Origin of the sequence: Glutamicibacter halophytocola, from assembly GCF_001302565.1 — a bacterium.
Classification (GTDB): Bacteria; Actinomycetota; Actinomycetes; order Actinomycetales; family Micrococcaceae; genus Glutamicibacter; species Glutamicibacter halophytocola.
In genome coordinates this window covers 2,449,897-2,463,017 of sequence record NZ_CP012750.1, presented here as the reverse complement: position 1 = coordinate 2,463,017, position 13,121 = coordinate 2,449,897, and the positions used below count along the sequence as shown (strand labels likewise).

Sequence of the window (13,121 nt, the reverse complement as noted above, 5' to 3'; positions counted from 1 at the left end):
GCTCATCGTAGGCGACCAAGGCTGGCGGTTTCAGCCGAACGCGCTCATCCCGGTCAGATCGCGGCCCAAGATCAGCGCCTGCACCGATTCGGTGCCTTCATAGGTATGCAGCGCTTCGATGTCCCCCACATGGCGGATCACATGGTTTTCCAGCAGTATCCCGTTGCCGCCGAGCATGTCCCTCGCCGTCGCCGCGACGCGCCGGGCGGCACGGGTGTTGTGGTACTTGAGCAATGAAGCCTGTGCCGGCCGAAGCCTGCCTGCGGCTTGTTCGGCTGCCACCGCGGCACACTGCAGCTGCATGTTGGTCAGCTCCGCGAGCATTTGTGCCAGGCGTTCTTGCACCATTTGATGGGCGCCCAGCGCCTTGCCGAACTGTTCGCGCTGCTTGGCATATTGAAGCGCGGCTTCAAATACAAATAATGCGTGGCCCAGCGCCGACCAGCCCACGTTGACCCGGGTATCAACCAGCGCCTTCGATACATCCTTGAATGAAACCGCGTTGGCCAGCAGGGCAGAACGCGGCACGCGCACCTCGTGGAGCCTGATCTCCGCTTGCTCGATGGCCCTGAGCACGCCCTTGCCGCGAACGGGGGCGGCCTCATATCCCGGAGCTTGCTGCTCAACGATGAATCCCTTGATTTGCCCGTCGGCTTGGTCCCGGGCCCACACAATGGTGATGCCGCCCGCTGCTCCATTGCCAATCCATTTCTTGTGGCCGTTGAGAATCCACTGGTCGCCTTGCAAGCGAGCGCTGGTTTCCAAGCTCACGGAGTCAGAACCATGGTGTGGCTCGGTGAGCGCAAATCCGCCCAGGAGTGTTCCGGTGGCGACCGGTTCGAGATAGCGCTCTTGTTGTTCCGCGGTGCCGAAGAGCTTCAAGCTGCGCAGAACCAGTCCACCCTGCACTCCGGCGGCGGCGGCCATCGATCCGTCCGCCCGGGAAATCTCCATGGCCACCAGGCCTGCGGCAAGCGGGGAGAACACCGCATGACCGGGAATCTCCAGGCCATCGGTCAGCAGATCCAACTCGCCCATCCGCCGGACCAATTCCGTTGGATAGTGCGCTGCTTCCCAGTGCCCATTGATGACCGGGATGGCTTCCTGGGCAAATAGCCGGGCCCGCTGCCAATGGCCCCGGTCCGCCGGGGTGATTCCTGCGAAGGCCGATAGATAGTCGGTGTCCAGCGGCTGGCTCAGGTCGTAGGTTTTCCAAGGATCAGTGGTCACGATTTCTGCCCTTTCCCCGCGGCGCATATGGCCCGCAGATGATTCCGCTCCGGCGCAACGCTATAGCCGTTCAATGATGGTGACGTTTGCCTGCCCGCCACCTTCGCACATCGTTTGCAGGCCCCACTTGGTGCCGCTGCGTTCCAGCTCATGCAGCAACGAGGTCATCAAGCGGGCCCCGGTGGCGCCGATGGGATGGCCTAGGGCGATGGCACCGCCGTTGACATTGACCTTGGACATGTCCGCGCCTGTTTCCTTCTGCCATGCCAGGACGACCGCTGCGAACGCTTCATTGATTTCAATGCGGTCCATGTCCTTTAAAGACATGCCCGTGCGTTCCAGCGCATATTTGGTGGCGCGAATTGGTGCTGAGAGCATCATGATTGGATCATCGCCCCGCGCGGAAACATGGTGGATGCGAGCTCGTGGCTTCAAGCCGTATCGCTTGACCGCGGCTTCCGAGGCAATCAGGAGCATGGCCGCGCCATCAGACATTTGCGAAGCAGTGGCAGCTGTATGCAGTCCGCCTTCGACTATGGGGGACAAGCTGGCCATCTTGCCGCGATCCACAGCCCTGGGGCCTTCATCCGCCTGCAACTGGCCCAGAGCCAGGATCTCACGGTCAAAGTATCCAAGCGCCTGGGCTTTGAGCGCCCGTTCGTGGGAGCCGACAGCGAAGTCCTCGAGCTGTTCGCGCGATAATCCCCAATGCTTGGTCATCATTTCCGCACCACGAAACTGCGAGATCTCCTGATCGCCGTAGCGGGTGGCCCAGAGCTTGGAACCGCGATAAGGGTCCGGGAATCCGAAATCTGCAGCTGCGGAGTTGGAATAGGAAAGCGGGATGCTGGACATCGATTGGACACCGCCAGCCACCACAAGATCGCTGCTGCCGCTCATCACCGCTTGGGCCGCATTGGAGACTGCCTGTTGGCCGGAGCCGCATTGGCGTTCCACAGTGGTTCCCGGGACTTCTTCGGACAGCCCGGCAGCGAGCCATGCGTTGCGAGCGATGTCCATGGCTTGCGGGCCAACTTGGTCGATGCAGCCGAGAATGATCTCGTCATATTCCTTGGAATCAACGTTATTGCGCTGGACAAGTTCGGCGAGCGGAGCCGCAGCGAGATCCAATGAATGCAGATCCGCGAGCGACTTTCCGCGCCGTCCTACTGGAGTGCGCAATGCATCGATGATGTAAGCCTCGGCCATGAGGTTCCTCCAGAAAATGCTCAAGTCATTGGTGGTTGCTTGAACAACAATGCCCAAGAGCGTGGCCATTGTCTAGGGCAGGGCGGTCAGCTCAAGCATTGCCTGGGCGACCTGGGAAACCGCTGGCCCAGGAAGCGCAGTAGATGCCTGCTCCAGCACAAGCAATCTGGCCTGGGGAATCTCGCGTGCCAAGGCCTGCCCGTTGCCGGCTGGAAAGAACGGGTCCTTGGCTCCGTGGACTACCAGCGTTGATTGCGTGATCTCGCCGAGGCGTTCGCGCCAACGCGGAGTGCAGTCGAGCCGTGAAAAGACCATGCCAAGCTGGTTGGCCATGTGGATGGACGCGGAAGGATCTGGCGTGCGGTCCCAAATGCGCGCTGACAGGCGCCGGGCCTCGTGTGGATCATTGCCCAAGATGCTGGCGGCCTGCGCAGCATGCTCGGCCACTGCCTCGCGATCGGCCCAATCCGGCATCGGGCGAGAAAACAATTGGCCTATGGTGGCTTGGTCATGATCCGGAAGATCGTCATCTACCGGGCCTGGTGCGACAGGCCGTGTCCCATACAGGGTGAGCGCCGAGAACGCTTCGGGATGCTCCAAGGCGGCAACTTGCGCAACCATGCCACCTACACCGATGCCGGCCAGGTGTGCCCGCCGCTGGTCCAAGGCCTGGGCAAGCGATGCAGCATCGTTGGCCAGATCGCGCAAGGTATATGAGGGATTCATCGGGTCCAGCGTTGTCGATTGGCCACTATCTCGCAGGTCGTAGCGGACCACGTGCCGGCCGGAAGAGGACAGCGCTTCGCACAGCGGATCAGGCCACGAGAGCATGGTCGTCCCGCCAACGCATAGCACGAGGGGATCGGCGGGGTCGCCAAAGCTTTCCGCGCCTAGTTGAACACCATTGATTGCATATGTTGCCATGTCTGGAGCACCTCATTGGATGATTGCGAATTTGCGGCTGCCTGGGGTCGTCCGATGTCTTTGGAAGCGGTGCTTCCAAGGCTCATCCTGTCCCTGATCGGCCGCACCGTCAACCAACGGGCCGCGGCATTCCTTGCACTTTCCGCTCTCCGGGTGCTTGCTATCATCACAGCAGGGGAACCATGAGCCAGCTGCCTTGTTCTCGGCAGCAAATGCGCCGACAGGTTTCCGTGAACGCTGGGCGTAGTTTTGTTCAAGAACTTGCGGCGTGGAATGAAAAGATTGCAAATTACGGTCCCACGGATGAAGGAGCTCGTCAGATGGCCGAAGGACGCTACCGCTGCAATGCGTAGCCGGATGTAGGACGATGAGCAGATCACCTGAGAATATTCTGTTGTACCTGGAAGCGCAGGAAGAAGAGCAGCTTCGGGGAATCTTTGCTGACCTGGAATCGCGTGGATTTCCTAGGCAAAATCAAACTCCGCACATCAGTATCACCTTTGCACCGGAACTATCTGATGAAGTCGCGCGGCGTGCAGCTCAACTGCTTCCAGCGGCCGTTCCGGCTAGTCTTCGACGCGTTGGCACAGTGGTTTTTGGAACCAAGCGCAAGCAGACCGTTGCGTGGCTCATGGAAACCACCGATGACCTTGAAATCGCAGCCAGGGAAATCAGCGCGCTGAATATCCATGGGCGCGGTCCACGGTGGATACCGCACCTCACCATGGGACTGCGGATTCCGAGAGAAATAGTCCCGGATTACGTCAGGGCGCTAGATGAGCTGGGGAGCGAGCATCAGCTGGAGTTCACTGCAAAACGGGCGGGGTTGTGGAAACCCAAAATCCAGCAATTGACCCTGTTGGCCGGAGAATAATCCAGCAACAGGATCGGATCATTTCGCATCGATGTCCTGTGGCGGTGCAAGCGCGAGTTCAAGATCCGAGCGGCGGACGCTGAAGTGCCTATTCTCGTTCCACATTTCCTGCCGGGGCATGGGCACCGCATAGACCCCTAGGGCTTGGTCTCTTCGCCGGGGCGGTTGGCGGTTCTGGCTTCACTTCGCATGTACCGGAGGTAGCCGAATCCCACCACGATGTGCAGCAGTGCCCCGGCATAGAGGATATAGATGCCTGGAACATAGAAGATGGAGAGTTGGTCAATTCGTCCGGCCGCGACGAAGGCCAGTCCCAGCATGATCAATGCTGTCCGGAACTTGCCGAGGAGAGTTGAACTTGGCGGTTCGCTCAACCGCAGGAAAAAGTAGGCGCAGAGCAAGACCAAGTCGGTAAAGAAAATCACCACACCGATCCACACTGGGATGAATCCACCGGCAACGAGGGCCACAGCGATAGCGACAATGCCCAGGCGATCAGCTATGGGATCAAGCAATATGCCCAGGCGCGAGACTTGGGAAAATTTGCGAGCAATAAACCCGTCCACCCAATCGCTGAGCCCAAAGGCCAGCAATAGTACTGCAGTTAATGTCGGACGTGTATCAGAGATCAAAAAAATGCAGATTGGGATGACAAGGAAGAAGCGAAGCAGCGTGATCGCGTTCGGGACAGTGGCCCAATCGTTGCGACTTGCTGCTTCCATGGCCACGGTGCGCTCCTTTGCTCCTAACATGAACGATCGTCTACTGGAGGCAAAAATACAAGAGAAGCGCTCGACAAAAACCTGCTCGTCACCGCCAGTTGCCCTCCATGCGCGGATGGCTCGACAATGCCGCTAGTCGGTTAAAGCAGCCATCAGCTCAAACTCTGTTTTTCCGGTAGGCAACCCATTGACTTGAAGGGCCACCGAGTGGGTGCCGGGGTAATAGCGCCGGGTGGTAATCGCCCTGAACGAATGGGACCGATTGATCTCCAATTCTTCGCCGGGGGACAGGGTGCGTGTGGTGAGCTTGAAAACCTTGGCAGTTGTTGATCCGTTGGCCTTGCGGTGGTGCAGCACGTAGTCGATGGCAAGGGGCATTGGCTCAGTGCCGGTGTTGCGCACGGTCGCGGTGAAAGTGACCTCTGCGCCCCACGGCACCTGCGGTTGGGCAATGTGCGGACCGTCGGTCTCCACGGTCGGGGTGCCAAAGCCGAGCAATGCCAAGGCTTCAGGATTACCGCGCTTGACCAGGGTCCGAAGTCCGTGTTTCACCACGGCCAAAGTGGTCGAATCTGCAGCCCGCAACCAACGCTGTGCGGTGTGCAGGACCAGCTCGGGATCGTGGCGGCTCAGATCATTGAGATGATTTGCGACCGAACGTCGAACGTACTCGCTTGGATCTCGGTACAGGGCGTCCAAGACTGGAATGGTGAGCGTGGGATTCTTGATGATTTGCGGGACACGAGCAGCCCATGGCAAATACGGGCGGGTGCCTTCACTGGCCAGCCGCCTCACATGCTCATCGGGCGAGGCAGTCCATTGCTGTGCAAAACGCAGGGCTGCCGCAAGATCGTGTTTAAGCAGGACCCGGATTGCGAATTCTGAGCTCAAGCGAGGGGTGAGCAAGGCCATCATGTCCATTGCATCCTCGAACGCGGACTGCGTATTTTCACGCGCTGCACGAGTGGCCAGGGCCGAGGTGACAGGCCAGATCATCCAACCGGTGAAGGACGGCGATTCATGTGCTGCTGTCTTGATGACCTCGGCGAGCTGGGAGTAGCTCTCAGGGAAGTCCGCCAGCAGCCCGTCGCGCAGTGCATCTGAGCGTTCCCGCAAACTCAAACCAGGCAGGCTTTTTGTTGCAGCGTTCAGGGAGCTCAAGGCATGCTCAGGGGCAGCGTCCTGCAGCTCGCGGATAAGTTGCTCGGCGACAGGAACGCCAATGAGTTGATCGGCAAATGGCATGAGGCCATTCTTTACCGGAACCCGGCAATGCGCGAATCAACAGAACATGAACCTCAAAATCAATGGGAGCCGCCAGAACAGGCGGCTCCCATTGGAAGCATTTGGGGTTCCCAGCCAGAGTGGGTCAGTTCTGTACGAGGATTTGGAAGCTGACGCTTCCCTGTTCATCAACGGCGGCGTCCAGTACCTTGTCGTCTAGCTCGTCGGCCACTAGTTCATCAAGGTAGACCGGGCTGCCTTCGCCGGAAATAACCGTATCGGTTTCCTCCGGCTCGGGAACGATCTGAATGGCAAAGGCTGCTTCCTCAGGCGTGCTGGTCTTTTCTGCCTGGTGGATGCGCAGGCCAGCCTTTTCGGCCTCGGACTGGTTGGTGACGATAGCGGTCACGATGGATGCTGCTTGATCGGTCAGTGCGAGCACGGTGGCTCTCCTTCCGGTTGCGGACATACCAAGGTCAGGGCATGTGGGTGCCACGATTCCAAAAACAACCCAGAATCTCAAACGCGCTTAACAGCTGCGAAATATCCTCACAGGTAAGCTGTGGAATCAGATAGGGTCCGGCCCCGAACCTGGCGCCAGGCTGCGGCGCTTCATCCGCAAACGCCCCGACAAACCAAAGGAATGAGTCATCAAATCTGGATCTGAAGGCCAAAACAGGCAAAGACCGGCATCGGCTCCAGCTGGATCCCGGCAAGTTGTGGCCATTGGCCGAAGAGTCGAGCTCGCAGAATTCCTCAGGAGCGATCTTGATGCTGTTCACGCCTACACATCAAATCCCGAGGTCTGCCGCTATAGCACCTGGGGGCCAAACACTCTCGCTGAAACCGGGGAGTTCCTCGCCGATGCGATGGAACGGCAACCCGGACGCATCATGGCGGCAGTGATGGTGGCGGGGAAGGTCATAGGTTCCGCCGCCATTTGGCGAACCGGCGAAACGCAAAGGGCAGGGGCGATGGGCTATACCCTGAACCAGGAATATTGGGGTCAAGGTTTTGCTACTGAAGTTGCAAATTTGCTGCTCAAGCTGGGGTTCGAAAAATTGGGTCTCACCAGGGTTGAAGCCACCTGCGACCCCGGGAATGCTGCCTCCATTCGCGTCTTGGAAAAATCTGGATTTAGATTCGTCCAGCGCCGGGTGGCCACTGAACCGGCCGTTGGAGGAAGGAAAGAGTCACTGGTTTATGCCTTGAATGCGCCTGTTTCCGGTGAAGGGGCAATGGACCAGTGATTCCCAGCGAAATTATTGCGAAGCGTGATGAACCCGTGCCGGAGGACGTTGCGCGACTGCTAGCCAGTGTTCCCGAATGGTTTGCCCAGCCAGAATCCAACGCGCAATACATCCGGGCAGCGAGTTCCAAGGAAACCTGGACAGTTCGCGACACCCAGCAGCAGGTTCTCGCAGTGGCCCTGGTAGATCGCCACTTTCCACAAGCCATCGAGATTCACCTGATCGTGGTGGATCGGGCGCACCATGGACTAGGAATCGGCAGCGAACTTGTTGCGGCCATTGAGCGCGACGCTCTCGCTGGGAACGTGCGGCTGTTGCAGGTCAAGACGCTAGGTGCTTCGCATCCTGATGCCGGCTATGCCAAGACGAGAAGATTCTACGAAAAGCTGGGGTTTCTCTCACTGGAAGAAACCGAACTTTGGGGATCTGGGACCCCGTGTTTGATTATGGTCAAGCCGCTAGACCAAGTGTATGCATCAGCCTGAGGCTGAAAAATTGCTGTTGACCTGTTGGCAAGTGGTTCAGGCTCCGTAGACTGGGCTCGAACCACTTTCTTCAGGAGGCAGCTTTGTCGGATTTTAAAGAACGTGCCCGGACACTGGCGAACCAGCACGAATCTGGTGATCTTCTCGTCATGCCCACAGTGTGGGATACCTTCAGTGCCGCATTGGCCGCCGATGCCGGGTTTGCCAGCTTGACGATTGGCAGCCATCCGGTCGCAGATTCCATCGGGAGTGCTGATGGGGAAAAGATGGATTTTGCCGACTACCTTGCTGTAGTCCAGCGCATCACCTCGGCCGTGGACGTGCCCGTGAGCGCAGACGTGGAATCCGGATATGGCCTGAGCCCGCAAGAATTGTTCGAGCGTGTATTCGCGGCAGGTGCGGTGGGGGTCAATATTGAAGATGTCGTGCACAGGGAGGGCAAACGCGTGCGTGCCCGCCAAGAACATGCAGACTACATCCATGGCGTTCGAGCAGCCGCGGATGCAGCCGGTGTGGATTTTGTGATCAATGGGCGCACCGACGCAGTGAAACTCACCGAGCACTTCGCTGACCCATTGGCTGAAGCTATAGAGCGAATCAAGCTGCTTGAACAAGCCGGTGCCCGCAGCGTTTACCCGGTGGCCCTCTCAACAGCAGATCAGGTGGAACAAGCAGTGCAAGCTGTCTCGATTCCCGTGAATGTCACGGCTCACCCGGTCACAGCACACGCCGCCGGGGACCTTTCGGCTTTGCGCAAACTTGGCGTGCGGCGTGTGAGTTTCGGGCCGCTATGGCAGAAATGGATGGCCGAAGTTTCTTCCCAGCAGCTCAGCGCGTGGCGCCAGAGCTAGAGAATAGTCACCGCTGGATTTGGTCCCGCCGCAATGAAGTTGGGTGCGGCGGGCCAATAGGCCGCTGGAAAGGTGCCAGCTGCCGGCACAAGAATGAGTGAGGCTAGATGTACTGGGAGAACCTGGTTTTTGTTGCTGCGATGCCACACGAGCAGGGCAAGTATTGGGAAGAACTGCTGGATACCGAAACCTTTACGGACAACGAAGGAGGGCTAGAAACCCGGCTTCAATTCTCCGGCGGACGATATCTGGATTTATGTTTTCCCACGGTCAGCGATCCCGAACCCGCTTCACAACGTGTCTTTCCGGTATTAGCTTCCAGCAGCCGTATCGCATCATCGGATGCTGGCAAGAAGAATCCGCCTCGCGAAGAGCGCAATGACATCGCAGGCCGGCAGTACTTCGTCCTTAATGGCTCTGCCGAAAGAGCGCGTCCGCTGAATTTATTCGCCGTGGAATTGCGCAGCGCCAATCCAGAACGCGACGCGCAGTTTTGGGCAAATCTCACCGGTTTCCGCACCGATTCCCAGGACCCGACCGTTCTGGTGCACCCTAGCGGTACCGGAGCGCTAATCAGGCTAGTTCCCGAAATGCAGCCTAAAACCGCAGCCAAGTCTTCGGTCCATCTCGATCTGCGGCTGGAGCCGGGAGATGACCCCAAGCAGATTGTGGAAATGGTTCAAGAACAGGGTGGAACTGAACTCGATCACAAATGGGGCGAGGTTCCCTGGCGAGTATTTTTGGATCCGTCGGGAAACGAATTCTGCATCTTGCCTGCCCCTGCCGCCAACAGCCAGCCATAGCAGATTGCCAAAAATCCATGTCGCTGCCGGGCAAGAGTAGCGAGAGGTTGAAAACCACGCGTATTGGAAGGGCCAGGACGACCAATTGAATGCCTGGCCACGGTGCTGTCCCAGCAAGCCTGGAGCAGCACCGACGAAGGAAATGAGCGACACCCGATGCACAAGATCCACGGCAGTGGTTTACCGCTATTCATGATTCACGGTAATGGTGTCGATCACCGGATCCTGTTGCCGCTGGACGGGGCGCTCGCCGAAAGCGGGATCTTCGAACGCCACTACATCGACTTGCCTGGCTTCGGGGAAAGCGATCCACTTTCCAATGCTGGAGGACTTCCTGAGCTCGCGGATTGGCTGGAGAGCGAAATTCATTCCATCATCGGCGATGGGCCGTTCGCTGTACTGGGCAATTCAATGGGCGGGCTCCTATGCCAAGAGATCGCTGACAGATTTGAGGATGCTGTCCAAGGGATATTCCTCATTGCACCGGCGGTGTACCCGGATAGCGAGCAGCGGACGCTTCCAGAACGTGCTGTCGCAATCCACGATCAGGAATTGTTCCTGTCCCTGAGCAAGAGAGACGCTGAGCTATTCGCCGATGTTGCGGTCATCCAAACTCGGGAAGCATGGGAAGAATTCTCGAAATGGGTTCTGCCCGGAATTTTGTCGGCTAATTTGAGGGCCATGGCCAAACTTGCCAAGCGCTATTTCCTTGAACCGCTGCCGCTTCATCGGGAGAATCAACTCTCCATTCCAGTCTCAATCGTCTGCGGCAGGGATGATCATGTCACCGGATTCGAAGATCCTCAACGATTAACATTGCGCTACCCGGATTTGCATTTAAAGATTATTGAATCGGCTGGGCACAACGTGCATATTGAACAACCGGCGTTAGTGGCGTACGAAATTCGGGCTTGGGCAGAACGAGTCCAGCGTTTGCCTTTGTCGAAGTAGCAGCCTGGATTATCTCTGTCTACCACTACTAATCCGATCGATTCTTGAAAATAGTTGTTGAGTAAAGTCTGATCTGGGATTAGATTTCCTTCAAGCATGGTGGTTAGTTGTTCGAAAGCAGGAATCAGCTTATGGAAGACTCGATTGTCCTTCGCGAATGGACGAGCATCGATGAAGTTCCGGACTTGTTAGATGTCTGGAAAAGCTCTGTTGAATGCCGCCTTGATTTCCTCTCGGCACATGACCTCGATGCCGTAGCCACGGCTCTGGAATCCATATATTCGCAAACTTTGCACGTGCGAATTGCCCAACAAGGCGATCAGATTCTGGGTTTCGCCGCTTGGAATGATTCGGAAATTGAAATTCTTTGGGTGAGGCATGCTGATCGCCACCATGGAGTGGGCAGATTGCTCCTGAGCCACATCATCGAACACAGCCCGGAAGCTGGCGTTCATTTGGACGCGCAACGGACACTTGCCATTGAATTTTTCCAAAACTGCGGGTTCCGGCAGGTGCCAATTGCTGTTCAAGAGTCTTCACCGCGGCTTTTATGTCGTTATGACTTCTCGCGAGTGGATAACGTGGCACGATAGTTTCATGAGTGAAAACAGCCGAGAAATTCGTGAAGTTATTGTTCAGCGCACCGAATCGAGCAAGTACACAGCCACCAGCCTTGCAACAGGGGCAAGCGTTGAATTTGGCCAAGGTGATGGACTGCTGACACCGGTGGAGCTGATGCTCGCAGCTATTGCCGGCTGCTCGTCAATCGATGTTGACGTAGCGACGACTCGTCGCAGCGAACCAGAGAAATTTGATGTGCGAGCCAGCGGCTACAAGATTTCCGAAGACGGTGCCAGCCGCATGGATGACATTCATCTCGGGTTCGATTTGAAATTCCCTGATACTGAAGAGGGCCGCAAAGCAGCCAGCATGGTCGAGCGAATCGTGAAGTTGTCGCACGATAAATACTGCACTGTCTCACGCACGGTCGAACTCGGGGCTTCGGTCGTCAGTGAAGTAGTTGAATAAATAGTTAAAGCTCAACTTTTCTACTCGTGAACTAGCGCTGGAAAGTAAAAACTACAAGTCACTCCAAGGAAATTCACGGAATAGACGATTTGAGAACTTTCGAATTTTTTGCGTTTCAGTAGTGTTTGAAATCACTTTCTACGGTTTTAGTTGAATCCTTGTCTGGAAGACGCGGTTTTCGCAGTTGGAGCTGTGTAACTCCAATGAATCAGGCTATAAAATCAACTCTTTGCCCTAGTCAGAGCTGGTCCTTCATCGTAGGGTCGAGGTGTCCCTACGTTGAAGGAGCAGACATGCAAACTGAGAACGTCTTAGGCAACATCGACTGGGCGTCAATGCTACAAAAGGTAGCCATTGCGCTAGTCATTCTCATCATTACGTGGCTTGTGGCGCGAATAGTTCGCTGGGCTGCAGCCAAGCTAGTGACCAGGGTGAAATTCCTGCAGAAGCAGGGAAACGACGGAGCTCAAATAGGCCAATCTCTTGGCAAGGTCGCTGGATTGATTGTTTGGCTTTTTGGCCTCGTGGCAATCCTTCAGGTCTTTGCACTTTCTGAAGTTCTTACGCCAGTTCAGGGCCTGCTCGGCGGAGTCATGGCATTCATCCCGAACCTCATCGGCGCCGGCTTTATCTTCTTCATTGGCTACGTCATCGCAAACATTGTTCGCCAGCTATTGACCACTGGCCTGGGAACTGTCGACTTCAGCGGACTAGTCCGCAAGCTGACTCCAGGCGATGAGCCGGTAGATGAAGTCCAGTCTCGCGAGGCCCAAGCAAAGATCGTCGATATCATCGCGAATATCGTCTTCGCCCTGATCCTTCTGGTTGTTGCCATATCTGCACTGCAGGTCCTGGGAATCGCAGCCATTTCGCAGCCTGCTGAGCAAATGCTTCAACTGGTCTTCACCGCCATCCCACAGGTCATCATGGCACTGGTGCTGTTGGCAGTTGGCTTCCTGATTGCAAAGTTTGTTGGACAGCTGCTGGAGTCCACCCTGCACGGTGTAGGCACTGATCGCGTCGTTGCCGGCTGGGGCGTTGTTCCAGAAGGCAAGAGCGCATCGGGCATCATTGCCGGCATCGTGAAGATTGCTATCGTGCTGTTCTTCGGCGTGATGGCAGCGCAGATGCTGAACTTCCCGGCAATCACCAATATCCTCAATGAGATTCTGGAACTGGGTGGCAAGATCCTCTTCGGTGCAGCAATCGTTGCGGCAGGCTTCGTCGTCGCTAACGTGATCGGCAAGTTCATGGGCGACACCACTGCGTCGAAGATTATCCGCTACACGGCCATTGCGCTGTTCGTTGCAATGGGCCTGAAATACATGGGCATCGCGGACTCGATCATCAACATGGCCTTCGGTGCAATTGTCATCGGCGCAGCCCTGGCAGCGGCCCTGGCCTTCGGGCTTGGCGGCCGCGAAGCAGCAGCTCGCACCCTGAACAAGATCGATACCGACAAGCTGAGCTCCAACGGCCCGGATTCGGCACCACCGGCACCGCCGACGTCGCCAGGCATATAAACATCCCGAACAGAACCTAAGGGGACATCAGGAGCGTCGCGGAATC

The 13,121-nt window shown here is 57.0% G+C and carries 15 protein-coding genes; 9 read left to right on the top strand and 6 right to left on the bottom strand.

Translation table 11 applies throughout. The features are described from left to right. Window positions 1–30: 30 nt before the first annotated feature. The 3 genes from AOZ07_RS11290 to AOZ07_RS11280 all read right to left on the bottom strand — a co-directional run bounded on the left by AOZ07_RS11290 (window position 31) and on the right by AOZ07_RS11280 (window position 3,363). Window positions 31–1,257 (bottom strand): acyl-CoA dehydrogenase family protein, encoded by a 1,227-nt coding sequence (locus AOZ07_RS11290; protein ID WP_060702085.1) that lies wholly within the window; start codon window positions 1,255–1,257, stop codon window positions 31–33. A gap of 33 nt (window positions 1,258–1,290) precedes the next feature. Next, complete coding sequence (locus AOZ07_RS11285) at window positions 1,291–2,439, bottom strand: acetyl-CoA C-acetyltransferase (protein WP_060703427.1); 1,149 nt, start codon at window positions 2,437–2,439, stop codon at window positions 1,291–1,293. Between the two features lie 72 nt (window positions 2,440–2,511). Continuing rightward, window positions 2,512–3,363: an alpha/beta fold hydrolase gene (locus AOZ07_RS11280; protein WP_060702084.1), complete on the bottom strand. Its 852-nt coding sequence runs from the start codon at window positions 3,361–3,363 to the stop codon at window positions 2,512–2,514. Window positions 3,364–3,730: 367 nt separating this feature from the next. Here AOZ07_RS11280 and AOZ07_RS11275 point away from each other — a divergent pair, with 367 nt between their 5' ends. Next, the gene (locus tag AOZ07_RS11275; protein ID WP_060702083.1) at window positions 3,731–4,237 is read left to right on the top strand and encodes a 2'-5' RNA ligase family protein; all 507 of its coding nucleotides are present in this window, start codon (window positions 3,731–3,733) and stop codon (window positions 4,235–4,237) included. 137 nt (window positions 4,238–4,374) lie between these two features. Here the strand turns inward: AOZ07_RS11275 and AOZ07_RS11270 are convergent, their stop codons facing one another. From AOZ07_RS11270 to AOZ07_RS11260, 3 genes are all read right to left on the bottom strand, one after another. Then, window positions 4,375–4,959 carry a CDP-alcohol phosphatidyltransferase family protein gene (locus tag AOZ07_RS11270; RefSeq protein WP_060702082.1) on the bottom strand — a complete coding sequence of 195 codons (585 nt, stop codon included), beginning with the start codon at window positions 4,957–4,959 and terminating at the stop codon, window positions 4,375–4,377. Window positions 4,960–5,091: 132 nt separating this feature from the next. Next, window positions 5,092–6,204 carry a DNA alkylation repair protein gene (locus tag AOZ07_RS11265; protein ID WP_060702081.1) on the bottom strand — a complete coding sequence of 371 codons (1,113 nt, stop codon included), beginning with the start codon at window positions 6,202–6,204 and terminating at the stop codon, window positions 5,092–5,094. A 124-nt stretch (window positions 6,205–6,328) separates the two neighbouring features. Further along, window positions 6,329–6,625 (bottom strand): hypothetical protein, encoded by a 297-nt coding sequence (locus AOZ07_RS11260; protein WP_060702080.1) that lies wholly within the window; start codon window positions 6,623–6,625, stop codon window positions 6,329–6,331. Between the two features lie 277 nt (window positions 6,626–6,902). On the opposite strand from AOZ07_RS11260, the gene AOZ07_RS11255 reads away from it, so the two are divergent. From AOZ07_RS11255 to AOZ07_RS11220, 8 genes are all read left to right on the top strand, one after another. After that, window positions 6,903–7,433 carry a GNAT family N-acetyltransferase gene (locus AOZ07_RS11255; RefSeq protein WP_060702079.1) on the top strand — a complete coding sequence of 177 codons (531 nt, stop codon included), beginning with the start codon at window positions 6,903–6,905 and terminating at the stop codon, window positions 7,431–7,433. Next, window positions 7,430–7,918 (top strand): GNAT family N-acetyltransferase, encoded by a 489-nt coding sequence (locus AOZ07_RS11250; protein WP_060702078.1) that lies wholly within the window; start codon window positions 7,430–7,432, stop codon window positions 7,916–7,918. The genes AOZ07_RS11255 and AOZ07_RS11250 overlap by 4 nt, the downstream gene beginning before the upstream one ends. Window positions 7,919–8,001: 83 nt before the next feature. Beyond that, on the top strand, window positions 8,002–8,769 hold the full coding sequence (locus tag AOZ07_RS11245; protein WP_060702077.1) for an isocitrate lyase/PEP mutase family protein: 768 nt from the start codon (window positions 8,002–8,004) through the stop codon (window positions 8,767–8,769). A 107-nt stretch (window positions 8,770–8,876) separates the two neighbouring features. Continuing rightward, window positions 8,877–9,572, top strand: coding sequence for a VOC family protein (locus AOZ07_RS11240; protein WP_060702076.1), 696 nt, complete (start codon window positions 8,877–8,879; stop codon window positions 9,570–9,572). A gap of 156 nt (window positions 9,573–9,728) precedes the next feature. Continuing rightward, window positions 9,729–10,523 (top strand): alpha/beta fold hydrolase, encoded by a 795-nt coding sequence (locus AOZ07_RS11235; RefSeq protein WP_060702075.1) that lies wholly within the window; start codon window positions 9,729–9,731, stop codon window positions 10,521–10,523. A 131-nt stretch (window positions 10,524–10,654) separates the two neighbouring features. Further along, window positions 10,655–11,116, top strand: coding sequence for a GNAT family N-acetyltransferase (locus AOZ07_RS18235; RefSeq protein WP_075972488.1), 462 nt, complete (start codon window positions 10,655–10,657; stop codon window positions 11,114–11,116). 4 nt (window positions 11,117–11,120) lie between these two features. Further along, on the top strand, window positions 11,121–11,552 hold the full coding sequence (locus AOZ07_RS11225) for an OsmC family protein (RefSeq protein ID WP_060702073.1): 432 nt from the start codon (window positions 11,121–11,123) through the stop codon (window positions 11,550–11,552). Between the two features lie 293 nt (window positions 11,553–11,845). After that, window positions 11,846–13,075 (top strand): mechanosensitive ion channel, encoded by a 1,230-nt coding sequence (locus AOZ07_RS11220; protein ID WP_060702072.1) that lies wholly within the window; start codon window positions 11,846–11,848, stop codon window positions 13,073–13,075. The last annotated feature ends 46 nt before the right edge of the window (window positions 13,076–13,121 follow it).